At 55.0% G+C, this 24,212-nt stretch carries 20 protein-coding genes; 8 read left to right on the top strand and 12 right to left on the bottom strand.

The window, feature by feature from the left end; genetic code table 11:
* Nucleotides 1–3 precede the first annotated feature (3 nt).
* A complete protein-coding gene (locus LCS67_RS15930; RefSeq protein ID WP_001156971.1) occupies nt 4–1,251 on the bottom strand; it encodes a mechanosensitive ion channel family protein in 1,248 nt (415 codons plus the stop codon).
* A gap of 310 nt (nt 1,252–1,561) precedes the next feature.
* Here LCS67_RS15930 and LCS67_RS15925 point away from each other — a divergent pair, with 310 nt between their 5' ends.
* A complete protein-coding gene (locus tag LCS67_RS15925) occupies nt 1,562–3,532 on the top strand; it encodes an autotransporter domain-containing esterase (RefSeq protein ID WP_023197012.1) in 1,971 nt (656 codons plus the stop codon).
* A 266-nt stretch (nt 3,533–3,798) separates the two neighbouring features.
* Here the strand turns inward: LCS67_RS15925 and nfsB are convergent, their stop codons facing one another.
* From nfsB to LCS67_RS15910, 3 genes are all read right to left on the bottom strand, one after another.
* Nucleotides 3,799–4,452 (bottom strand): oxygen-insensitive NAD(P)H nitroreductase, encoded by a 654-nt coding sequence (gene nfsB, locus LCS67_RS15920; protein ID WP_000355868.1) that lies wholly within the window; start codon nt 4,450–4,452, stop codon nt 3,799–3,801.
* A 96-nt stretch (nt 4,453–4,548) separates the two neighbouring features.
* Entirely contained in the window at nt 4,549–4,917 is a 369-nt protein-coding gene (locus LCS67_RS15915) for an MmcQ/YjbR family DNA-binding protein (protein ID WP_000348989.1), read from the bottom strand.
* Nucleotides 4,917–5,498, bottom strand: a complete 582-nt coding sequence (locus tag LCS67_RS15910; protein WP_000113609.1) for a TetR/AcrR family transcriptional regulator — start codon at nt 5,496–5,498, stop codon at nt 4,917–4,919. Before LCS67_RS15910 ends, LCS67_RS15915 begins: the two co-directional genes overlap by 1 nt.
* Before the next feature lie 288 nt (nt 5,499–5,786).
* On the opposite strand from LCS67_RS15910, the gene LCS67_RS15905 reads away from it, so the two are divergent.
* Nucleotides 5,787–6,128, top strand: a complete 342-nt coding sequence (locus LCS67_RS15905; RefSeq protein WP_000155635.1) for a RamA family antibiotic efflux transcriptional regulator — start codon at nt 5,787–5,789, stop codon at nt 6,126–6,128.
* A gap of 5 nt (nt 6,129–6,133) precedes the next feature.
* Here LCS67_RS15905 and LCS67_RS15900 read toward each other — a convergent pair whose 3' ends face one another.
* From LCS67_RS15900 to LCS67_RS15885, 4 genes are all read right to left on the bottom strand, one after another.
* The gene (locus LCS67_RS15900) at nt 6,134–6,382 is read right to left on the bottom strand and encodes a DUF1158 family protein (protein ID WP_000682498.1); all 249 of its coding nucleotides are present in this window, start codon (nt 6,380–6,382) and stop codon (nt 6,134–6,136) included.
* A 66-nt stretch (nt 6,383–6,448) separates the two neighbouring features.
* Nucleotides 6,449–7,567 (bottom strand): YbdK family carboxylate-amine ligase, encoded by a 1,119-nt coding sequence (locus tag LCS67_RS15895; RefSeq protein WP_000174090.1) that lies wholly within the window; start codon nt 7,565–7,567, stop codon nt 6,449–6,451.
* An 11-nt stretch (nt 7,568–7,578) separates the two neighbouring features.
* Nucleotides 7,579–8,283: an enterobactin synthase subunit EntD gene (gene entD, locus LCS67_RS15890; protein ID WP_001260562.1), complete on the bottom strand. Its 705-nt coding sequence runs from the start codon at nt 8,281–8,283 to the stop codon at nt 7,579–7,581.
* A 47-nt stretch (nt 8,284–8,330) separates the two neighbouring features.
* Nucleotides 8,331–10,586 (bottom strand): TonB-dependent siderophore receptor, encoded by a 2,256-nt coding sequence (locus LCS67_RS15885; protein ID WP_001034969.1) that lies wholly within the window; start codon nt 10,584–10,586, stop codon nt 8,331–8,333.
* Between the two features lie 188 nt (nt 10,587–10,774).
* Between LCS67_RS15885 and fes the strand changes: the two genes are divergently transcribed.
* The 4 genes from fes (at nt 10,775) to wzz(fepE) (ending at nt 17,505) form a co-directional block, all read left to right on the top strand.
* Complete coding sequence (fes, locus tag LCS67_RS15880; protein ID WP_000656588.1) at nt 10,775–11,989, top strand: enterochelin esterase; 1,215 nt, start codon at nt 10,775–10,777, stop codon at nt 11,987–11,989.
* A 30-nt stretch (nt 11,990–12,019) separates the two neighbouring features.
* Entirely contained in the window at nt 12,020–12,238 is a 219-nt protein-coding gene (locus tag LCS67_RS15875; RefSeq protein ID WP_000396015.1) for an MbtH family protein, read from the top strand.
* On the top strand, nt 12,235–16,119 hold the full coding sequence (gene entF, locus LCS67_RS15870) for an enterobactin non-ribosomal peptide synthetase EntF (RefSeq protein WP_100521826.1): 3,885 nt from the start codon (nt 12,235–12,237) through the stop codon (nt 16,117–16,119). Before LCS67_RS15875 ends, entF begins: the two co-directional genes overlap by 4 nt.
* Nucleotides 16,120–16,368: 249 nt before the next feature.
* Nucleotides 16,369–17,505: an LPS O-antigen length regulator Wzz(fepE) gene (wzz(fepE), locus tag LCS67_RS15865; protein ID WP_001139571.1), complete on the top strand. Its 1,137-nt coding sequence runs from the start codon at nt 16,369–16,371 to the stop codon at nt 17,503–17,505.
* A 53-nt stretch (nt 17,506–17,558) separates the two neighbouring features.
* Here wzz(fepE) and fepC read toward each other — a convergent pair whose 3' ends face one another.
* Genes fepC through fepD form a run of 3 tightly spaced genes read right to left on the bottom strand, consistent with a single transcriptional unit; the run spans nt 17,559 to nt 20,346 of the window.
* On the bottom strand, nt 17,559–18,353 hold the full coding sequence (fepC, locus tag LCS67_RS15860) for an iron-enterobactin ABC transporter ATP-binding protein (protein WP_000140622.1): 795 nt from the start codon (nt 18,351–18,353) through the stop codon (nt 17,559–17,561).
* Entirely contained in the window at nt 18,350–19,339 is a 990-nt protein-coding gene (fepG, locus tag LCS67_RS15855) for an iron-enterobactin ABC transporter permease (protein ID WP_000480068.1), read from the bottom strand. The genes fepC and fepG overlap by 4 nt, the downstream gene beginning before the upstream one ends.
* Entirely contained in the window at nt 19,339–20,346 is a 1,008-nt protein-coding gene (gene fepD, locus LCS67_RS15850; RefSeq protein ID WP_001277869.1) for a Fe(3+)-siderophore ABC transporter permease, read from the bottom strand. The genes fepG and fepD overlap by 1 nt, the downstream gene beginning before the upstream one ends.
* Before the next feature lie 110 nt (nt 20,347–20,456).
* Here fepD and entS point away from each other — a divergent pair, with 110 nt between their 5' ends.
* Nucleotides 20,457–21,701 (top strand): enterobactin transporter EntS, encoded by a 1,245-nt coding sequence (gene entS / locus LCS67_RS15845; protein WP_001081661.1) that lies wholly within the window; start codon nt 20,457–20,459, stop codon nt 21,699–21,701.
* Nucleotides 21,702–21,763: 62 nt separating this feature from the next.
* Here the strand turns inward: entS and fepB are convergent, their stop codons facing one another.
* On the bottom strand, nt 21,764–22,720 hold the full coding sequence (gene fepB / locus LCS67_RS15840) for a Fe2+-enterobactin ABC transporter substrate-binding protein (protein ID WP_023215207.1): 957 nt from the start codon (nt 22,718–22,720) through the stop codon (nt 21,764–21,766).
* A 308-nt stretch (nt 22,721–23,028) separates the two neighbouring features.
* Between fepB and entC the strand changes: the two genes are divergently transcribed.
* Nucleotides 23,029–24,204: an isochorismate synthase EntC gene (gene entC / locus LCS67_RS15835; RefSeq protein ID WP_000367597.1), complete on the top strand. Its 1,176-nt coding sequence runs from the start codon at nt 23,029–23,031 to the stop codon at nt 24,202–24,204.
* Nucleotides 24,205–24,212 lie beyond the last annotated feature (8 nt).

Raw genomic sequence — 24,212 nt, 5'->3', positions numbered from 1 at the left:
CCATTAATGCCGCAATGTCCCTGACAGCGCGCGAATATCGCTGCCGGTCGGCGTCTGATGAATACGCAAGCCGAACTCTTCCACCACCGCAAATATATGGTCGAAAATATCGGCCTGAATGCTCTCATATTCCAGCCACACGACGGTATTGGTAAAGGCGTAGATCTCTATCGGCAAACCATGATCGTCAGGCGCCAGTTGGCGTACCATCAGCGTCATATCTTTACGGATGCGCGGATGGTGGCGTAAATATTCGTTCAGATAGGCGCGAAATGTCCCGATATTAGTCATTCGGCGGTGATTTAAGGCTGATTCCGGCGCATCCAGTTGTTTATTCCATTCATCGATTTCCTGATGACGGCTGGTAAGGTACGGCTTTAACAGTTGCGCGGTTAACAGCCGTTGTTTTTCATCATCATCCAGAAAATGGATACTGGTCGCGTCAATATTAATGCTGCGTTTAATCCGGCGTCCGCCGGACGCAGACATGCCGCTCCAGTTTTTGAACGAGTCGGAAACCAGCGACCAGGTGGGAATGGTGGTGATGGTATTATCCCAGTTGCGTACTTTTACCGTGGTTAAGCCAATATCAATGACCGCGCCATCTGCGCCATATTTCGGCATTTCCAGCCAGTCGCCCAGTTTGAGCATATCGTTGGCGGAAAGCTGGATACCGGCAACCAGGCCAAGAATCGGGTCTTTAAAGACCAGCATTAATACCGCGGCCATCGCGCCCAGCCCGCTGATTAAAATTGCTGGTGACTGGCCAATCAGCAGTGAGATCATCAGAATGCCGACGATAATGGCGCCGATGAGCTTAATACCCTGAAATATTCCTTTTAGCGGTAACTGAGAGGCGGCGGGCCATTTTTGCGATAGATTGAAAATCACGTCCAGCAGAGAAAATAACGACAGCAGGGCGTAGGTCATAATCCATAACTGCGCGCAGGTCGTCAGGATATCCGCAGCCTCACTGCCTTTTTGTAGCCAGAGCGCGGCCTGAATATTGACAATGATGCCTTGCAGCGTAAAAGCCAGACGATGGAATAATTTATTCTGGGTAATAATTTGCAGCCACAGGCGGGAACTGGCGCTGGCACGTTTTTCGAAAGCGCGCAGTACTATCCAGTGCAAAATAATATGCACGACAACTGCCGTCAGAAAAATAATACCAAATATCACCACCAGCGACGTGGTGTGATTCATTTCAATTCCCGCTAAATCTTCTACCTGGGATATCAATTCCTGCATAATCTCTCCTTTATAAACAGCAGCCTATGATGACTGCTGAATGGCATTTATGCAAATCAGGACGCTCGCGCTTCAGGCATAATCAGCAACAGACGGGTAAAAGCGCTTCAGGGGTTATCCATACGCTATATTTTATCCAGCGCCCCATAAACGTCGTTATTTTACGCCACCCCATTTTTTTGAACAGGCGCCAGTTCGTCAACAATGGATGAAAACATTTTAACCAGAATGCTTAAAACGATTGCAATGTTTCTGTCGGATGATGATTAGCACCGTCGTACCTCTCAACAATAACATTAAGGAACATCGGATGACCCAAAAGCGTACCCTGCTAAAATACGGCATACTCTCGCTGGCGCTGGCCGCGCCATTATCTGCCTGTGCGTTTGACTCTCTTACGGTATTTGGCGATAGCCTTAGCGATACCGGGAATAACGGTCGCTGGACCTGGGATAGTGGTCAAAATAAGCTCTACGACGAACAGTTGGCCGAACGATTTGGGCTGGCATTAAGCCCTTCCAACAATGGCGGTTCTAATTATGCCGCCGGCGGCGCGACGGCGACCCCGGAATTAAACCCGCAGGATAATACCGCGGATCAGGTACGGCAGTGGCTTGCCAAAACGGGGGGAAAAGCCGACCACAACGGTTTGTATATTCACTGGGTCGGCGGAAACGATCTGGCGGCGGCCATCGCGCAACCAACCATGGCACAGCAAATAGCCGGGAATAGCGCCACTAACGCGGCGGCGCAGGTAGGACTGTTACTGGATGCCGGCGCCGGGCTGGTTGTGGTGCCAAACGTACCGGATATTAGTGCGACGCCAATGCTTCTGGAGGCGGTAATCACCGCCGGGCTGGGCGCAGCGGCGCCTCCGGCGTTAAAAGCGGCGTTAGACGCGCTGGCGGAGGGTGCTACGCCCGATTTCGCCAGTCGGCAACAGGCGATCCGCAAGGCGTTGCTGGCGGCGGCTGCAACGGTAAGCAGCAATCCGTTTATTCAGCAACTGCTCGTTGAGCAACTGCTGGCGGGCTATGAAACGGCGGCAGAGCAGGCGTCAGCTCTGACCGATTATTATAATCAGATGGAAGAGAAGGGGCTGGAGCAACACGGCGGCAATATAGCCCGTGCCGATATCAACGGCCTCTTTAAGGAAATTCTTGCCAACCCGCAGGCGTTTGGTCTGACAAATACCGTAGGTATGGCCTGCCCGCCGGGCGTATCCGCTTCGGCGTGCTCCTCGGCAATGCCTGGATTTAATGCGTCGCAGGACTATCTGTTTGCCGATCATTTACATCCCGGTCCGCAGGTCCATACCATTATTGCGCAATATATCCAGTCGATCATTGCCGCGCCGGTACAGGCGACATACCTGAACCAAAGCGTTCAGTCGATGGCGCAAGGCAGTCGTACCACGCTTGACAGCCGTTATCAGCAGCTTCGCCAGGGGGAAAATCCTGTTGGTTCACTGGGCATGTTCGGCGGATACAGCGGGGGATATCAACGTTATGATAATAATGAGGCCGACGGGAACGGTAATCATAATAATCTGACGGTTGGCGTCGATTATCAGCTTAACGAGCAGGTACTGCTGGGAGGGCTGATAGCCGGTTCTCTGGATAAGCAACATCCTGACGATAATTATCGTTATGATGCCCGCGGTTTTCAGGCCGCCGTATTCAGCCATTTGCGCGCCGGTCAGGCGTGGCTGGATAGCGATTTACACTATCTGTCCGCTAAATTCAGTAACATTCAGCGCAGTATAACGCTCGGTGCGTTAAGACGGGTGGAAGAGGGCGAAACCAACGGTCGGCTGTGGGGCGCGAGGTTAACCAGTGGTTATGATTTTGTCATGATGCCGTGGTTAACGACCGGACCGATGCTGCAATATGCATGGGATTACAGCCACGTTAATGGTTATAGCGAGAAGCTCAATACCAGTACATCAATGCGTTTTGGCGACCAAAACGCCCATTCGCAGGTGGGTAGCGCTGGTTGGCGTCTGGATCTCCGCCACAGCATCATTCACTCCTGGGCGCAGATTAATTATCGCCGTCAGTTTGGCGATGATACGTATGTGGCGAACGGCGGCCTTAAATCGACCGCGCTGACGTTTAGCCGCGACGGAAAAGCGCAGGATAAAAACTGGGTTGATATCGCGATTGGCGCAGATTTTCCGCTGTCGGCAACGGTGTCCGCTTTCGCCGGGCTGTCGCAAACGGCAGGGTTAAGCGATGGCAATCAAACCCGTTATAACGTTGGGTTTAGCGCCCGATTTTGATGACACGCCAGGGAGGACCAACCCCGTGGTGACAATATCGCCATCGTAGGCGCAAACCGGTGTCACGCCGTGTTCTCCTTCATCCAGATAGGGGGTATCCAGATATAGCAAACGGCGTGCCAGTTTTAAATATTATTTATTTTCAATAGGTTGAAAGAGGAAGTTAACACTAGCGATGTAAAACCTGGCACTTCGCGCCATTGATCATTGAGGAACCTGGCAGAAAGGTGAAAAAAGCCGGACGGGCGTCCGGCTTAGGCAGGGGATTAGACTTCCGTCAGTGTGGTTTCAAGCGGCAGACGTGATTTCGGCAGCCCGGCGTTGAAATCCTCGACGCTATGATGGCCGACCGGCACCACGACCAGACTGGTATAGCCTTTTTCTTTCAGACCAAATTCAGCGTCGAGCACCTCGGCGTCGAAACCTTCAATGGGGACGGCGTCGAGACCCATCGCGGCGACGCCCAGCAGAAAGTTGCCGACGTTCAGATAGACCTGTTTCGCCATCCACTGGTGGTCATCTTTCAGCGAGACGCGGTGCATATCGGCGAAAAAGCGGCGACCTTTATCATTTGCCGCTTTAGCTTCCGGCGTAGCGAAACGGCCATCGGCTTCTTCCTGATCGACGACGCGCTCAAGCCATGCGTCATCCATTGCGGTTTTTGCGCAGAAGACCACCACATGGGAGGCGTCTAACATTTTACGTTCGTTAAACACATAATTGGCGGCGGCGGATTTTGCGACACGCGCTTTGCCCTCTTCCGTACTGGCGACAATAAAGTGCCACGGCTGGGAATTGGTGCTGGAGGGGCTGTACTGTAGTAGTGTTTTTATTTTATCCGCTTCTTCGGCGGTCAGTTTTTTGCTGGGATCGAACGCCTTAGTGGAGTAGCGCTTTAAGGCGACAGAAACGATATCCATAAATGCTCCTGGTTGGTTTAGTACCCTTTTGTATCAGCAGGGTACCGGGTTATCGGTAAAAAGATAAGGGAGGAAAATGCGGAAACGGTTATTGCATCAGCGCGGCCGCAGGCGCAGTTGCTCTCTTTTAGGCAGCCCGTCTACGACCAGATTCCATGAGTCATTTATCAAATCGTTGAGTAGCGAGACGGTGATATCCTCGCCCGCATAGACTGAAATCCAGTGTTTCTTATTCATGTGATAGCCAGGCGCAATGCTGGGGTAAATTTGTTGATTTACCAGGGATTTTTGGGGATCCGACTTCAGGTTCACCACTGGACGGCAGTGATGTTCAGTGAAAAGCATGAATATTTTGCCGCCGACTTTAAACACATCGTACTGTGGGCCGAAAGGCCAGCAGTGTTCGGTAAAAGGCAGTTCCAGCGCAAAGCGTTTTGCACAGGCGTGCAGTGTTTGACCGTCCATTATTGCTCCTCGCGAGTCAGCGCGCGCCACATGGCTTCGAATCCCAGCGCAATATATTCGCCAGCGCGAGCGGGATCGCGCGCGGCGAAATCCATTGTTGTTTCAGCCAGCGCCAGAAAAAGGCCGTCGCCGAAGGCGCGGTACTCATCCGACATAAATACCATCAAAACGGAACGATGACATAAATCGCGCAATTCGGGGAACATATCGTCGGCCCGTTGTTCCGTCTCTTTGGTGAGCTTTTCGCTGACGGCCAGTTGACGGATCGCCCGATGGCGCGCGGGATGGTTCAGACCCCAACTGATGTAACTGTTCCAGATAAAACGGGTCATCATTTTGGCATCGGTAATGGATCGATCCAGCTCCATTATCATTGACTGGCAGAGATCCTGCTTTAAATGCAAATACAACGTGTTAATCAGCTCATCTTTGGTCGCGAAATAGCGAAACAATGTTCCTTCTGCAACACCTGCGTTACGCGCAATCACCGCCGTTGAGGCGGCGATACCGGATTGCGCTATCGCCTGGGTTGCCGCTTCCAGTAATGCTTGTTTTTTGTCTTCACTCTTCGGACGAGCCACTACACGTTACCCTTATGTCTGAAAAAACATGATTGAATCATGCCCGTTGTCGCGTCGCAACGGTGAATGTCAACCTTTGAAAAGTACCTTGACGGCGTATCTTTGCTTTCTATAATGAGTGCTTACTCACTCATAATCAAGGGCTGCCGCATGAAGTGGTAGAAAAGCATATTGCAGGCCATGCGATAAGCTGTCTCACAATTTGTGTGGTTATTACTATGCTTATTGCTGTTGCCGTAAATGTGCGGTGCGGGAGCCGCTGACGAGTTTGATAGAGGGGAGAGCACGATGACCATTTCCGCTCAGGTTATCGACACGATTGTCGAGTGGATTGATGATAATTTGAATCAGCCGTTACGTATTGATGATATTGCCCGTCATGCGGGGTATTCCAAGTGGCACCTGCAGCGCCTTTTTATGCAGTACAAAGGGGAGAGTCTGGGGCGCTACGTGCGTGAACGGAAGCTAAAACTGGCGGCGCGCGACCTGCGCGACACCGACCAGAAGGTGTATGATATTTGTCTAAAGTATGGTTTTGATTCGCAGCAAACCTTTACGCGCATTTTTACCCGCACGTTCAACCTGCCGCCAGGCGCTTATCGTAAAGAAAATCATGGCCGTACGCATTGAAATGTTTAATTGGCCAGCGAAAACCAGCGCCGCCAGATAAAGCGAATAACATAATATTCCAGCGCGCCGAGCAAAAGAAACCATAAACAAAACAACAAAGTATAAAGCTGGTTGAGATCCATAAGATGAAAGATCCCGACCAGTTTTTGCGCCAGCGCAAGGCCGAGCGAAGGGGCGGGCAGCAGCAGGCTGGAGAGCAACGCCATCAGCAAAATACCGGCAGCGGTCATCAATGATTCAAGCGGGTGTTTCATGGCTTTGTTAAACGTAAGTTAAAACGCCATTGTCCGGGATATCGCCTGGTAAGGCAAATATGCTGTCTATTGTCCCGCCCAGATTTCACAATGTTTTTGTACCAGGCCTATCAGCGATCCGCCGTCGGCAATAAACTCCCGCATATATTGCGCTTCGTTACCGCCTTTTTTCACCTGCAGACGTAGCGCGTCAATGGCGCTGTCGGCGCCCAGCTTGCGCGCTGAGGGGGTAACGTTGTCCAGCAGGCGCAGCGTATCATCTGCCAGGCGACGGCGGTCGCCGGTATAGGCATCGGTTAGCACGCCCTCCAGACCATAGCGGCAAGCCTGAAAACGGTTGAATTTATATAACAGATAGTCTTGTTCCTGCGGTTTAAAGGGACGCTCGGTCAGCAGCCAGTGCGCGGTCGCCTGAATCAATCCTGCCATATTGATGGCATGATCAAGGGTGAGCGGCGTATCCATCACCCGAACTTCAACCGTGCCAAAGGCCGGGCTGGGGCGGATATCCCAGTGCAAATCTTTGATGCTGTCGATCATCGTGGTGTAAGACAGACGGCGAAATAGTCCGGCAAACTCTTGCCAGTTACTGACCCACGGCATGGGACCGTTATCGGGAAAAGCGGAAAAAATATTCAGGCGCGCGCAGGCAAAACGGGTGTCAGATCCTTGCATATAGGGAGACGCGGCGGAGAGCGCAATAAAGTGCGGCACAAAATGCGACAGCCCGTGTAAAAGATAAATCGCATCGTCGCCGTTCGCGCAGCCGACGTGGACATGCTGACCGAAAACCGTCGCCTGTTGAATTAAATAGCCGAAATTTTCCAGCGTGCGTTGATAGCGCTCATTATCACAGACCTCCTGACGCTGCCATTTTTGAAAAGGGTGCGTACCGCCGCCGCAAATGCCGAGATGGTGTTCCGACGCCGCCTGTAAAATAACGTGCTGCATGGCAGAAAGTTGGGCCGCCGCCTGGTCAATATCGCGGCAGACGCCCGTGGCCATCTCCAGCATACTTTCGGTAATATCGTGCTTAATTTCTCCCGCAGTAAGTTGGGGCTTAACGGCGTCGATCAGTGTAGAAGAGTCCTGACTTAAATCGTAGCCAGGTGGATTGATCACCTGCATCTCCAGCTCAATACCAAGCGTATAAGGTTCAGAAACGTGAAAATCATTCAGCGTCATAGTGATCTCATTTATCGGGGTATTGCGCTAAGTATAGAAGCGGGAGCGCTCCTGTCGTGGGGAAAGCGCGTTATTGCAGAAACAAGAGTAATAACGCTATTGTCACGTTGAAACCATTCTGTACGGACGGTACGTTCAGCCATCGTGGCGGCAAAGGCTGGCAGCAGATGTAACGAGATGTGCGTGGCGGTAAGCGAGGTAACTTTTGCGCTATCGAATCCCGGGAGCGTGACGCGGTCTGAAAAGGCTTTATAAACGCTCTCTTTGGCGGAGAAGGCCAGCGTCAGGGCAAGCGGAAAAGGGAGCGAGCTCGCCTGGAGAATTTGGTGCTCATCGCTATCGATAATGGACGGCGCCAGCTCTGTCGCCGTGTGCTGACTCATGATTTTTTCTATATCAATGCCGATACGCTGTCGGGATATGACGGCCAGCGCCGTTGACGCACAGTGGCTGATGCTGCCAAATAGGCCGTCCGGCCATAGCGGCTGTCGCTTGTCGCCAATACCGGGCACTGTCCTGACGCCCACCTCGCGTAGCGCATGAACGGCGGCGATGCGGCCTGCCAGATGTTCAGCTTTACGCTTGCGTCCGGCAGACCGGAGCCGATCGTGATGAGGCAGCCATAACAGGTCGTGCTCGTGAAAGCTGCTCGCATCAAAGTCGACGATATGCAGCCTGTGTCCGGCAAAGGGAAGGGGAAAATGAGATGTCCGCATCGTTTTTTGCTAATTCCCTCCCCCGAATGAGGGAGGGAAGGTTGCCATCAGAAATGGGTATTAATGCTCATATACCACGTACGTCCCGGTTCGTTATAGGTGTACGCGCCAGCGCCCGCCATATAAGCGCCAGTTTGAGTATCCCTGACGGTTTGCGCGTTACCTTCACGCCACAGACGTTTGTCAAAGAGGTTATCCACGCCACCGGTCAGGCTGACATTTTTGGTCACGTCCCAGGTCGCGCTCAGGCCAACAATACTGTATGGGCTGACCGCTTGCTTATCTGTTCCGGTAACGGGGTTACCCTGATAATCATATTTCTTCGGCTCTTGTTTGCCGTACCAGGTGAAGGTCGATTGCAGAGAAACGTCCTGACGTACCTGCCAGCTCAGGGTTGAGTTAAGCGTGTACTGTGGAATAATCGACAGGCGTTCGCCGGTCTCTTTGTTTTTACTCTGCAGCATATACGTAACGTTATTCGTCCAGTTGACGGTGTCGCTAACCGGTACGTTTAACGTGCCTTCCAGACCTTCAACGACCGCTTTCGGCACGTTCTCCCACTGATAGACATCCGTTTTGCCGTTGTTGATACGCTGCAACGGCACCGTACCCGCTTCAATCTTATTGCGGTAATCATTGCGGAACCAGGTGATGCCGGCCAGCCAGCCATCGCGTTTAAATTCCAGACCGATCTCTTTATTGATGCTGGTTTCGGCTTTCAGATCATCGTTACCCATCATATAGCAGCCGATGCCGGTACCCGCGCCAGTCGCGTAGCAACCCTGACCTTTACTGTACAAAATATAGTTTGGGTTAGTCTGGTACAGACTCGGGGCTTTATAAGCGCGGGCGATCCCCATTTTCAGGGTAAAGTCATCCCCCAGACCTTGCGACAGGTTCAGCGACGGGCTCCAGTTATCCCCCACAATACTGTGATGATCGAAACGTAGCCCCGGCGTCAGCATGGTGCTGTCGGTCAGTTCCATGTTGTTTTCAGCAAACAGAGAGAAAATTTCCGCTTTTGAATAGGGGCTACGATTGGTACTGCTGTAACCCGGGATATTTCCCCCCATAAAGGTTTGCGAGTTGGAGAGCTCGTCTTTCATACGCTGTTGGGCCCATTCGCTACCCAGCGTCAGGTTTTGATTGACCAGCAGATCGAAAGGAAGGCTCACTTCGCTGTGTAGGGTGACGTCATTCAAATCGGCATCGGCATATTTTTGCGATGCTTTGGGATCGAAAATTCCTTCGGTGCCGCCTGCCAGGCCTTCCGGCATCCGGGAGTTACGGGTATGTTCGTATTGCACCCAGTTACTGGTGGTTACGCCATTATTCCAGCCGCCGTTCCAGGTCAGAGAGTAGTTCTGCCGATAGAGGCGGTTCGTCTCTTTTCCGTAATTATCTTTCACCAGTTGGTTCGTATTGGTGTTCTGAGTATCACCGGCATAGAGGTTGCCCTGGCGACTGTAACCGGCCTCCAGCTCCAGAGACTGAAGCGGAGCAAAATCCCAACGAACCACGCCGTTGATATCTTTGTTAATGACCCCCTCGCGTCCTGCCGGTAGCGTGTCGGCGTAACTCCCGGTACGTTCAGACTGATGCCCCTGGTTAATATTACGCGCATCCGCCTGCGTTTTGTCGAGGTTGCCATACAGACGGAAGCTGAAATCCCCGCCCAGCGGGCCGTTCAGGCTAAAGTTAGTGCGTTTGGTCGCGCCTTCGTCTTTATGTTCCGGCGCGTTGAAATAGGTATTCCAGGAACCGTGCCACTCGCTACCGCCTTTTTTGGTAATGATATTGACCACGCCACCCGCCGCGCCGTTACCGTAGCGTGCGGCGGCAGGGCCACGCAGCACTTCAATGCGTTCGATCATCTCCGGCGGCACCCACGCGGTATCGCCGCGGGTATCGCGTTCGCCGCGCCAGCCCAGGCGCACCGAGTTACGGCTGGTGACGGGTTTACCGTCTATCAGGATGAGGGTGTTTTCCGGCCCCATGCCGCGAATATCGATTTGGCGGTTATTCCCGCGCTGACCGCTGGTGGAGTTGCCGGTCAGGTTTACGCCTGGCATGGTGCGGATGATTTCTGACACGTCGCGCGCGGGCGGATTTTTGCGGATCTCATCGGCGGTGATGGTGGATACGCCTGGCGCCTGTAGGTTTTGCTGGGCAGCGGTCACCACGATGGTGTCTTCATTGGTGAGCGCAGCGCTATCGGTTTTTTCTTCCGCCATCACGGGCAGAGCGGCCCCGTAAATCCCTAAATTGACCAGTAAGGTCAGGGAATGAATCTTCTTGTTCATTGTATATCCTGCTTTTCTTTAGCCACATAAGCCAAAGCGCCCGTCAAAGGCATTGGCCGGGTGGTGAAATTGTGTTCGCGCGTCCCATAGCGCGACAATACGCTATTGCAAATGCAAATAGTTATCAATAATATTATCAATATATTTCACCTTTTATATACAAAATTCATAATAAACACAGGGTTATAATGAAAGAGGCGCTGGCAACGGGAAGTGAGGCCTGGTGGAGGACGAAAACCGGGCCGGAATGGATACGGGAAAAAGACGGAAATTATCGGGTCACTTTTTGGTGGCGCGACCCGCAGGGAAACGAAACACACTCCCCGATACGGCATGTCTGGGTCTACATCACTGGCGTAACCGATCATCATCAAAACGCGCAGCCTCAGACGATGGCGCGTATTGCCGGAACGGATGTCTGGCGCTGGAGCACGGCGCTTAGCGCTAACTGGCGCGGCAGCTACTGTTTTATTCCTACCGAGCGCGATGACGTTTTTGCCGCTTTTGCGCCGGGCGAAACGCCCGATCGGAACGCACTGCGTGAAGGCTGGCGACAGCTATTACCGCAGGCGATTGCCGACCCGCTTAATTCGCAAAGCTGGCGGGGAGGACGTGGTCATGCGGTTTCAGCGCTGGAAATGCCGGATGCGCCCCTTCAGCCGGGATGGGATCGTCCTGAAACGCCGTACTCGCCGCCTTTGATGATGCAGTGGCATAGCGCACGTCTGGGCAATTCCCGCCGCGTATGGATATTGACGACCGGAGACGAGGCGCCGGAGGAAAGACCGTTGGCTATTCTGCTGGACGGTCAATTCTGGGCGGAAAATATGCCCGTCTGGCCCGCGCTCGCCTCGCTGACTCATCAACGCCTGCTTCCCGGTGCCGTCTATCTGCTGATTGACGCGATTGATACTCAACACCGCAGCCAGGAGTTGACCTGCAATGCCGACTTCTGGCTGGCGGTGCAGCAGGAACTGTTGCCGCAAGTCAGAGCCGTGACGCCTTTTAGCGATGATGCCGGGCGAACGGTGGTCGCCGGACAGAGTTTTGGCGGCCTGTCGGCGCTGTATGCCGGCCTGAACTGGCCGACGCGTTTTGGCTGTGTACTAAGCCAGTCAGGATCGTTCTGGTGGCCCCATCGCATCACCCCGCCGGAGGGGGAAGTCATTACCCGGCTGAAAACCGGCGCATTATGCGCGCGCGGACTGCGTATCGTACTGGAGGCCGGCGTGCGTGAGCCGATCGTGTTTCAGGCGAATCAGGCGCTTTATGCCCAACTGAATACCTCGCAGCAGTCCATTTTCTGGCGTCAGGTTGACGGCGGACACGATGCGCTTTGCTGGCGCGGCGGGCTAACGCAAGGGCTGATGCTGCTTTGGCAGCCGCTTATCGACACGCTTTAACCGGGCACATGTCCATGACAGGAGTTGAGTATGGAATTCAGTAATCCCTTCGATAATCCGCAGGGACAGTTTTACATCCTGCAAAATACGCAGCGTCAATTCAGCCTTTGGCCAGCGGCGTGCGCGCTTCCCGCAGGCTGGAACGTGGTATGCGAAGCGCAATCGCAGGACGCGTGCCAGCAGTGGCTTAATACGCGCTGGACAACACTGAATCCGGCGCATTATGCCGATAAGCAGGAGGCGAAATGACGCAGCGTTTACCATTAGTCGCCGCTCAGCCGGGGATCTGGATGGCGGAAAAACTCTCTGATTTACCCTCCGCCTGGAGCGTGGCGCACTACGTGGAACTGAATGGCGAGCTGGATGCCCCCTTGCTGGCAAAAGCGGTAGCGGTAGGGATGCAACAGGCGGATACGCTACGGATGCGTTTTACCGAAGAGAACGGCGAGGTCTGGCAATGGATAGATCCTGAGCGCACCTTCGGCGAGCCCCCGATTGCCGATTTACGCGACCAGCCCGATCCGCATCACGCGGCGCTGACGTTAATGCAGGCGGATTTACGGCAAAACCTGCGCGCAGATAGCGGTAAGCCGCTGGCTTTTCACCAGTTAATCCGCATTGATGATACCCGCTGGTATTGGTATCAGTGCTATCACCATTTGCTGGTGGATGGCTTTAGCTTCCCGGCGATAACCCGCCAGATTGCGGCGATTTATCGCGCCTGGCAGAGCGACGCCCCTACGCCGGAGTCGCCTTTTACCCCCTTTGCGGATGTGGTCGAGGAATATCAGCGCTATCGCCAGAGCGAGGCCTGGCAGCGTGACGGCGCCTTCTGGGCGCAGCAGCGACGCGAGCTGCCGCCGCCGGCGTCAATTTCTGCCGCGCCGCTGCCGGGGCGGTCGGCGAGCGCGGATATTCTGCGTATGAAATTGAGCGCGCCGGCGGGGGCGTTTCGCCAACTGGCGGCGCACATGCCTGAGATACCGCGAGCGGATCTTGCCCTGGCGCTGGTGACGTTGTGGCTGGGACGATTATGCGGGCGAATGGATTATGCCGCCGGATTTATCTTTATGCGGCGGATGGGCTCGGCGGCGTTAACGGCGACCGGGCCTGTCCTTAACGTGTTGCCGCTGGCGGTTAACCTTCATGCGACGGAAGATCTGCCAACGCTGGCGAAGCGTCTTGCGGCGCAGTTAAAGAAGATGCGCCGCCACCAGCGTTACGACGCCGAACAGATTGTACGCGATAGCGGGCGAGCCGCAGGGGAGACGCCGCTATTTGGCCCGGTGCTCAATATAAAAGTGTTTGATTATCATCTGGATCTTCCTGGCATACAGGCGCAAACCCATACCCTGGCGACGGGGCCGGTTAACGATCTTGAACTGGCGCTTTTTCCGGATGAAAACGGCGGTCTGGATATTGAATTGCTGGCGAATGCACAGCGTTACGATGACGCCACGCTCTCCCGCCATGCCTTACGATTGATGGCGCTTATCACGCAGTTTGCGGATAACCCGGCGCTGCGCTGCGGCGATGCGCAAATGCTGCTGGCGGAAGAACAAACGCAATTAGCACACCTTAATAATACGGCGGTAACGATTCCCGCCGCCACGCTTAGCGATTTGGTGGCGCAGCAGGCGCAAAAAACGCCAGAGGCTTCCGCGTTGGCAGATGCGCATTATCACTTTACCTACCGTGAAATGCGCGAACAGGTTGTGGCGCTGGCGTACGCGCTGCGGGAACGCGGCGTTCAGCCTGGCGATAGCGTGGCGGTGGCGTTGCCGCGGTCGGTTTTCCTGACCTTAGCGCTGCATGGCATTGTCGAGGCGGGCGCCGCCTGGCTGCCGCTGGATACCGGTTATCCTGACGATCGGCTGCGAATGATGCTGGAAGATGCGCAGCCGAAACTGTTAATTACGACTCAGGCGCAGCTGGCGCGCTTTCACGATATTCCGGGGATGGAATATTTGTGTTATAGCCAACCGCTACCGGTCAGTGACGCCACTCCGCTGGGGCTGTCGTTACCGCATCATACCGCTTACATCATTTTCACCTCTGGTTCGACGGGCAGGCCGAAAGGGGTGATGGTGGGACAAACGGCGATAGTCAACCGGTTGCTGTGGATGCAGGATCACTATCCGTTGACGGCGGATGATGTAGTAGCGCAAAAAACGCCGTGCAGTTTTGACGTCTCAGTATGGGAGTTTTTCTGGCCGTTTATCGCCGGGGCGAAACTGGTGATGGCTGAACCGGAAGCGCACCGCGACCCGCTCGCGATGCAGCGGTTCTTTGCGCAATACGGCGTCACGACCACCCATTTTGTGCCGTCGATGCTGGCGGCCTTTATTGCCTCGCTCACGCCAGCGTCGGCTGGGAAAAGCTGCGCTTCCTTAAAGCGCGTTTTCTGTAGTGGCGAGGCCCTGCCGACGGCGCTGTGCCGCGAATGGGAGACGTTAACCAACGCGCCGCTACACAATCTGTACGGGCCAACGGAGGCCGCGGTGGATGTGAGCTGGTATCCGGCCTGTGGCGATGAGCTGGCGGCTGTTGACGGCAACAGCATCCCGATTGGTTATCCCGTCTGGAATACCGGTTTACGTATTCTCGATGCGCATATGCAGCCAGTGCCGCCGGGCGTGGCTGGCGATCTCTATCTTACCGGTATCCAACTGGCGCAGGGCTATCTGGGGCGTCCGGATCTTACCGCCAGCCGTTTTATCGCCGATCCTTTTGCGCCAGGCGAACGGATGTACCGTACCGGAGATGTGGCGCGCTGGCTGGATTCCGGCGCGGTAGAATACCTGGGGCGCAGCGACGATCAGCTCAAAATTCGGGGTCAACGTATTGAACTGGGCGAGATTGACCGCGTCATGCAAACGCTGCCGGATGTTGAACAGGCGGTAGCACATGCCTGCGTCTTTAATCAGGCGGCGGCGACGGGCGGGGATGCCCGGCAACTGGTCGGCTATCTGGTGTCGCACTCCGGTTTGCCGCTGGATTTACCAGCGCTGCAGGAAAAATTACGCCAAAAACTTCCCGCGCATATGGTGCCGGTTGTGCTGTTGCAACTTGCCAGCTTGCCGCTTAGCGCTAATGGCAAGCTGGATCGTAAAGCCCTGCCGCTGCCGGACCTGACGCCGCGCGTGAAAGGGTGTGCGCCGCAGTCCGCAACGGAGATTGCTGTCGCCGCGGCGTTTTCCCGCCTGCTGGGCTGTGAGATTAACGATGTTGAAAGTGATTTCTTTGCGCTGGGCGGACACTCGCTGCTGGCGATGAAACTGGCCGCGCAGCTAAGCCAGACGTTTAATCGCCAGGTGACGCCGGGGCAGGTGATGGTGGCGTCTGACGTGGCGCAGTTGAGTAAGCTGCTCGATACTGACGATGACGAACGCTCGCGCAATCTGGGGTTCGGGCCGCTGTTGCCGCTGCGTGAAAGCGATGGTCCAACGTTATTTTGTTTCCATCCGGCGTCGGGGTTCGCCTGGCAATTTAGCGTATTATCACGCTATCTCAGCCCGTCGTGGTCGATTATGGGGATTCAGTCGCCGCGCCCCGCTGGCCCTATGCAAACCGCAACCACCCTTGATGAGGTATGTGAACATCATCTGGCGACTTTGCTCGCCCGGCAGCCGCATGGCCCTTATTATTTATTAGGCTATTCGCTGGGCGGGACGCTGGCGCAAGGGATCGCCGCCCGGTTGCGCGCACGCGGCGAAACCGTAGCGTTTTTGGGGTTACTGGACACCTGGCCGCCGGAAACGCAAAACTGGCGGGAAAAAGAGGCGAATGGCCTCAATCCGGACGTATTGGCGGAAATTGAACGTGAACGCGCAGCGTTTGTCGCCGCTCAGCAGGGAAATGCCTCCGAAGCCTTATTTACCGCCATTGAAGGCAATTATGCGGATGCCGTCCGTTTGCTGACGACGGCGCATAGCGTACCGTTTGATGGACATGCTACGCTCTTTGTGGCGGATAAAACGGTGCCGGAAGGCGTATCGCCTGAACAGAGCTGGTCGCCGTGGATAGCGTCTTTGGCTATTTATCACCAGCCGTGCGCGCATGTAGATATTATTTCTCCCTCCGCTTTTGAAACTATCGGGCCCATCATCAGCGAGCTCATTAATAAATAACGGGCGTTGTTTCTGCCTTTAAAAAATTAAATCCTGAAACCCATAATAATTACTAATTATTATGGGTTTTTTATTGCAACGATTAATTCTTTTAACATAAGTGATACATGCTACAGGCAAGTTTAATTCCGAATATTTAGCTTTTCGGGCACTGGCGCGCAAAGAGTGTTTCGGATAATTCTGACTTGCTGTTAGAATCTCTGACAGGAATGTGTTCTTTCATTGGATAAAGTTTTCAGGTCATACGGCATGCCATCTCTTAATGTAAAACAAGAAAAACATCAGTCACTTGCAGGTTACTCACTGCCGCCCGCCAACAGTCATGAAATCGATTTGTTTAGCCTTATAGAGGTGTTATGGCAGGCGAAACGTCGTATTCTTGCTACCGTTTTCGCCTTTGCGTGCGTGGGGTTACTTCTGTCCTTTTTGCTGCCGCAAAAATGGACCAGCCAGGCGATTGTCACACCGGCGGAGTCGGTACAGTGGCAGGGACTGGAGAGAACGTTGACCGCGCTGCGCGTGTTGGATATGGAGGTAAGCGTTGATCGGGCCAGCGTCTTTAATCTGTTTATTAAAAAGTTTAGCTCGCCCTCGCTGCTGGAAGAATATCTTCGTTCTTCTCCGTATGTCATGGATCAATTAAAAGGCGCGCAAATAGACGAGCAGGATCTTCACCGGGCGATTGTCGTGCTGAGCGAAAAAATGAAAGCGGTGGACAGCAATGTCGGCAAGAAAAATGAAACGTCATTATTCACGTCGTGGACGTTGAGTTTTACCGCGCCGACGCGGGAAGAAGCGCAAAAAGTGCTGGCTGGCTATATTCAGTACATCTCTGATATCGTCGTGAAAGAGACGCTGGAAAATATTCGTAACCAACTGGAAATCAAAACCCGCTATGAGCAGGAAAAGCTGGCGATGGATCGAGTGCGTCTCAAAAACCAGCTTGATGCCAATATTCAACGTCTCCATTATTCGCTGGAAATCGCCAACGCCGCTGGCATTAAGAGACCGGTTTACAGTAATGGTCAGGCGGTAAAAGATGATCCGGATTTTTCTATTTCTCTCGGCGCGGATGGTATTTCCCGCAAACTGGAAATTGAAAAAGGGGTAACGGACGTGGCCGAGATCGACGGTGATTTGCGTAACCGTCAATACCATGTTGAACAACTGGCGGCAATGAATGTGAGCGACGTGAAGTTTACCCCGTTTAAATATCAACTGTCGCCGTCTCTGCCAGTGAAAAAAGATGGCCCGGGTAAAGCGATCATTATTATTCTGGCGGCGTTGATTGGCGGTATGATGGCCTGCGGCGGCGTATTACTGCGTCACGCGATGGTCTCGCGTAAAATGGAAAACGCGCTGGCGATAGATGAACGGTTAGTCTGATTTATATGAAAAGCCGGATAGCGATTATCCGGCTTTTTCATCTGTGTGAACGACTATCGCCGCCCCAGCGGTACCACCAGCGGCGTCCCGGCAACCGGATCGTCGATAATCATACAGCGCAGCCCATAGATTTTTTCGATAAGCTCTGCGGTAACAATCTCTTTCGGCGCGCCCTGCGCGACAATGTTACCTTCGCGTAATGCAATCAAATGCGTGGCGTATCGGCAGGCTTGATTCAGGTCGTGCAGGACGGCGGCGAGCGTATAACCTTTTTCGCGGTTGAGATCGCTTAACAATTCCAGCAAATCAATTTGATGGCTAATATCCAGCCACGTTGTCGGCTCATCCAGCAGCATGATGGACGTTTCCTGCGCCAGCACCATGGCTATCCACGCCCGCTGGCGTTGGCCGCCGGACAGAGTATCTACGCTTTGCGTCGCCAGTGAGGTGATACCTGTTGCACGCATGGCACTGGCGACGGCGTCGGCATCTTCCTTGCGCCAGCGGGTAAATAACGGCTGGTGCGGATAACGCCCTCTGGCGACCAGCTCTTGTACGGTGATATCGCCCGGCGTAGTGGCGTTTTGCGCCAGCAATCCGATGCGCCGCGCCACCTCTTTACTGGCGTAACGCTGTATTTGTTCGCCATCCAGCCAGACATGGCCGTCAACAGGCGTCATCAGACGGCTTAGCGTGCGTAGCAACGTTGACTTGCCGCAGCCGTTAGGGCCGATGATGGCGGTAAAATGGCCGTCCGGAATCGAAACATTAAGGTTTTTTGCGACGGTATAGCTGCCATAACCCAGCGTTAACTGGTCGCCGCGCAAACGGGCTACGGATTCGGTCATTTTTTGCGGGACTCCTGAATTAACAAGACGATAAGGTAAATACCGCCGAGGCTGACGGTGACCACGCCTACTGGAAGCTGATAAGGCATAAACAGTTGCTGCGCGCACGCATCGGCGGCCAGTAGTAACAACGCGCCGCACAGCGCCGACTGGGTTAATCCCCAGCGCGCTGTGCCGCTAAGACGGCGGGCGATGTGCGGCGCGACAAGGGCAATAAACGAGATGGGGCCAGCCAGTGCCGTTGCCGCAGCGGTGAGCGACACCGCCACCAGCATCAGCATCAGGCGTGACCGCTCCACGCTAACACCCAGCGCGCAGGCGCTGTCATCGCCCATCTCCAGCAGCCGCATACGACGCACCAGTAGCGCGGCGCCTGTCAGCATCACAATAATCAGCGGCGCCGAAGGCCAGGTTTTTGCCCATGTCAGACCGTTGAGCGACCCGGCGTTCCATAAGCCGGCGGTGAGCGCCGTTTCCAGCGACGCCTGCAACAGAAGCCAGGTATTAAAGGCGACTAACATCGCGCGGATGCCGATACCGATGATAATCAGCCGGAAAGTTTCAATCCCGTTACGCCAGGCGAGCAGCCAGACAAGCAATGACGTGACGATACCGCCCGCCATTGCCGCCAGCGCGATCGCGGTAAGATGCTGGCCAAACAGGACCATTGCGACCAGTACGCCGCTCCAGGCGCCGGTATTAAAGCCCATCACATCAGGGCTGCCTAGCGGGTTACGCATCAGCGACTGAAAAATCGCGCCACTGACGCCAAGCGCAGCGCCAATCAGCAACGCCATTAATACGCGCGGTAGTCGCCATTCGGTTACGACAAGGGTGATGTTACGCGGCGCGTCGCCCAACAGCGCGGCAATAATCTGCCCGGTCTCAAGAGGCACGGCGCCGCTTTGCAGGCTCCATAAACCAATGGCGAAGCAGCCAGCCGCCAGAAGCAGGCAGCTTACGATAAGCCGACGAGAAAGAAACATCACAGGCCGCCTCCGTTCGATTTACGGCGTACCAGAAAAATAAGTACCGGCGCGCCGATAAATGCACTGACAACCGATACGCGGAGTTCGCCCGGCACCAACAGACGACCAATAATATCGGCAAAAAGCAGCAGAGCAGGGGTTGCCAGTAGCGTCACTGGCAGCGACCAGCGGTGGTCTGCGCCCACCAGCCAACGCGCCATATGCGGCATCATCAGACCAATAAAGGCGATAGGGCCAACCAGCGCCGTTGCGCTGCCGCACAAGACGGTAATCGCCAGTAAACCGATAAGTTGGGTGCGCGCCACTTTACTCCCCAGCGCCGTCGCGGTATCGCTGCCGAGGCTCAGGCTGTTCAGCGCTCGGCTCAGAAATAGCGCCACGATCCCAGCGATAACCACGGGCGCAAGCGCGACTTTCAACGTTTGCAGGCTGCGAATGTCCAGCGATCCCGCCTGCCAGAAGCGAAGCTGGTCATAGACCTCTGGATTTAACAGCGCGATGCCGCTGGTCAGCCCTTCCAGTACCGCGCCAAGCGCCACGCCCGCCAGTGTCAGGCGGACCGGGCTTAACTGGCCGCCGCCCTGACTACCGGTGAAGGCGACAATCAGCGATGCGATAAGCGCGCCGCTAAATGCCATGAAAAGCTGTTCCAGCGGCGTGGAGAAACCAAACAGCGCCGCGCCCAGTACAATGGCGAAGCTGGCGCCGTTGTTAACGCCCAGAATCCCCGGGTCGGCGAGCGGGTTGCGAGTAAGTGTTTGCATGAGCGCCCCGGCGAGACCCAACGCGCCGCCTGCCAGTAATCCGGCCAGCGTACGCGGCAAACGCGCATCCAGGACGATGGTGCAATCGGCGCTTTGGCATACGCCGGTGAACGCCTCCAGCACGGCGGCGGCGGGCAGCGGTTTCGCGCCAATGACCAGGCTTAAAACCGCGGCGAGACTCAGTAATAACAACAATCCGGGCACGGCAAACGCGCGCGTCACGGAAAATGAGCATGACATAGTAACTTCCCTGATAATGATAGTAATTATCGTTATCTATCTTATTTGGTTATGTTAGCATGTGCAGCCATTGAATGGATATTTAAAAAAACTCGCATTAAGGCGTTGTAATGAATCGACAATCCTGGCTGCTCAATCTCAGCCTGTTGAAGACGCACCCTGCATTTCGCGCAGTATTTCTGGCCCGTTTTATCTCTATTGTCTCGCTGGGGCTGCTTGGCGTGGCGGTTCCGGTACAGATCCAAATGATGACGCACTCCACCTGGCAGGTAGGGCTGTCGGTAACGTTAACCGGCGGCGCCATGTTTATTGGCTTAATGGTGGGCGGCGTACTGGCCGATCGCTACGAACGTAAAAAGGTGATTCTGCTGGCGCGCGGTACTTGCGGTATTGGCTTTATTGGCCTGTGCGTGAACGCGCTGCTGCCGGAACCATCATTGCTGGCGATATATCTCCTTGGCCTGTGGGACGGCTTTTTCGCGTCTCTGGGCGTGACCGCGTTACTGGCGGCGACGCCAGCGCTGGTCGGAAGAGAAAATCTGATGCAGGCCGGCGCGATTACCATGCTGACGGTACGTCTGGGATCGGTTATTTCGCCGATGTTGGGGGGCATATTGCTTGCCAGCGGCGGTGTAGCCTGGAACTATGGGCTGGCGGCCGCCGGGACGTTTATTACGCTATTGCCGTTACTGACGCTGCCGCGACTGCCTGTCCCTCCGCAGCCGCGGGAAAATCCATTTATCGCGTTACTGGCGGCATTTCGTTTTTTGCTCGCCAGTCCGCTTATCGGCGGTATTGCGCTGCTTGGCGGCCTGGTGACGATGGCAAGCGCGGTACGCGTCCTCTATCCGGCGCTGGCGATGAGCTGGCAGATGTCGGCGGCGCAAATCGGTTTGCTGTATGCGGCAATTCCGCTGGGGGCGGCCATTGGCGCGCTGACCAGCGGACAACTGGCGCATAGCGTTCGTCCGGGGCTCATTATGCTGGTTTCGACAGTGGGTTCTTTTCTGGCTGTGGGGCTGTTCGCCATCATGCCGGTCTGGATCGCAGGTGTTATCTGTCTGGCGCTGTTTGGCTGGCTTAGCGCCATCAGTTCGTTATTACAATATACCCTGCTGCAAACCCAGACGCCGGAAAATATGCTGGGGCGAATGAACGGCCTGTGGACCGCGCAAAACGTCACGGGAGACGCTATCGGCGCGGCGCTGTTAGGCGGTCTTGGCGCAATGATGACGCCGGTCGCTTCCGCAAGCGTGAGTGGATTCGGGCTGGTAATTATTGGTTTGCTGCTGCTGTTAGTGCTGGGCGAGCTACGTCGTTTTCGCCAGACGCCGCCGGTTAGCGATGCTGGCTGATGAAGAGGCGTTTATCCGACTGACAAAATCGGTCTGGTCAGTCGGATAAGACTCCGATAAGGCTAAAACAGGGCGGCCAGCCGGTTAAGCAGCAACGTTGCGCTGTAATAATCCAGACGGAACGTCTCCGTGCCCAGGGCATAGACGCGCTTATTTTGCACCGCTGGCAGGTGCGCCAGCAGCGGATTGGCGTAAAGGGCCGCGACATCTTTGTTGTCGCCGGCAAACAGGAAAAGAGATTGGCCGTTTAACCCGGCGGCCAGATTTTCACCGCCAAGCTGAATGATATCGTGGCGCTTACCCTGGCTTTTGCTGGTTTGCAGCCCTCGGGGCAATGTCGCCAGCGTAAAGCCTAACTGCGTCAATAGCTTGCCTTGTGCTGATTCTGGCGTCCACAAATTGGCGCTATGCGCGGCAGGGGTATACACCAGCGCGCTAACCGGTTGCGGCGGCAGGGCGATTCGCTGTTTAACCGTCGTCAGTTGCGCCTCAAATTCCGCTATTCGCGCGGCGGCCTGTTTCTCCTGACCGGTGATCTCGCCAAGCTGCGTGAGCAAACTCTGCCAGCTTTTATCGTCATAATTGATGACGAGCGTCGGCGCGATAGCGGAGAGCTGATCGTAAAGCGCCAGCGCGGAGTCGCCGCCGGTGGCGCTAATCAAAATGAGATCCGGCATTTGCGCGGCGACCGTTTCGGCATTCGGTTCGCCGATATACAGCCGGGCGACATGGCGAGCCTTTGCTACGTCGCTCCACTGGCGCATAAACCCTTGATCGTCAGCAAAGCGGTTATTCGGCGTAGTGGCCCCGCTGGCGACGACGGGGGCATCAATCGCCAGCAGCGAGCCTGTTAACGTCACGCTGGTAGAGACGATACGCGTGGGTTTGTGGTCCAGAGTATGAACGCCGCGGCTGTCCTGGATTTGCCGGGGCCAACTGGCGTCCTGGGCTAAGGATATTCCTGAAATTGATAAACCAACCACTAAAAGCAGCCAACGATAAAAGGCGGGGAGTCTCACAATAGCGTCCTGTTATTAATAAAGTTAATGCTTCTCATTTTCATGTCAGCGGCAGCGAGATGCAAGCCTTAGTGCCATTTAACTCATGACCAGAGTTGACAGAGCGACGTTTTACTCTTAGGTTAGCGCACTAAAAATAGAAATAATAATCATTATTATACACAAAATCATTCAAGAAGCATCGCAACGGCAAGGGAAGAAATCCCCGCGAGCATAGATAACTGTGTGACCGGGGTTTCTGAGCGCAGCCAACAAAGAGGCAGCTTGAAAGATGAAGTGTATATAAGCCTTTATCATTGGAGGATGATATGGATATGTCACTGGCCGAGGACGCTCAGGAGACAATGGCAACGCTTGCTCCCGATCGCTTTTTCTTCATGTCGCCGTATCGCAGTTTTACCACTTCCGGGTGCTTCGCCCGTTATACCGAGCCTGCGGTTGCCGGAGATTCGCCGGATAGCCCTTTCCAGCAGAAATTGCGCCAGCAGTTTGCCGAGGCCAAATCGCAGGGCATCGCCAACCCTATCCTGGTGGGGGCGATCCCCTTTGATACCCGTCAGCCGTCGTCGCTATTTATCCCGATGGCGTGGCAGTCCTTTTCCCGCCAGCAAAAGCAGCGCACGGCGCGTTATTTTACTGACCATCAGCCACTGACGGTGACGGCGCGAAAGGCGATTCCGGAGCAGGATGCTTTTGAAGCAATGGTCGCACGCGCGGCTATGCTGACCGCCACGCCAGACGTCGATAAAGTGGTGCTTTCCCGGCTAATAGATATCACCACTGATGTGGCGGTGGATAGCGGAGCATTGCTGGAGCGGCTGGTTGCGCAGAATCCAGTTAGTTACAACTTCCATGTGCCACTGGCGGATGGCGGCGTTCTGCTGGGCGCCAGCCCCGAATTGTTGCTACGCAAAGAGGGCGAGCGGTTTAGTTCGCTGCCGTTAGCAGGCTCGGCACGCCGACAGCCGGATGACGTTCTGGATCGCGAGGCGGGAAACCGACTACTGGCTTCACAAAAAGATCGCCATGAACATGAGCTGGTGACGCAGGCGATGAAGCAGATCCTGCGCGATCGCAGCACGGAACTGCAATTACCTTCCTCTCCGCAGTTGATCACCACGCCGACGCTATGGCATCTCGGTACGCCGTTTGAGGGCAAGGCCAACGCCGGAGAAAACGCGCTGACGCTGGCCTGTCTGCTGCATCCGACCCCTGCGTTAAGCGGTTTCCCCCATCAGGTCGCGAAAAAGCTGATTGCTGAACTGGAACCGTTCGATCGTGAACTGTTTGGCGGCATTGTCGGCTGGTGCGACGCCGAAGGAAACGGCGAGTGGGTAGTGACGATTCGTTGTGCGAAATTGCAAGGTAATCAGGTGCGCCTGTTCGCCGGCGCCGGGATTGTCCCTGCCTCTTCGCCAGTCGGCGAGTGGCGGGAAACCGGCGTCAAGCTCTCTACGATGTTGAACGTTTTTGGACTGCATTAAGGAACGAT

The organism is Salmonella sp. A7, from assembly GCF_020181675.1.
Classification (GTDB): Bacteria; Pseudomonadota; Gammaproteobacteria; order Enterobacterales; family Enterobacteriaceae; genus Salmonella; species Salmonella enterica.
This window is presented reverse-complemented; position numbering and strand designations above follow the sequence as displayed.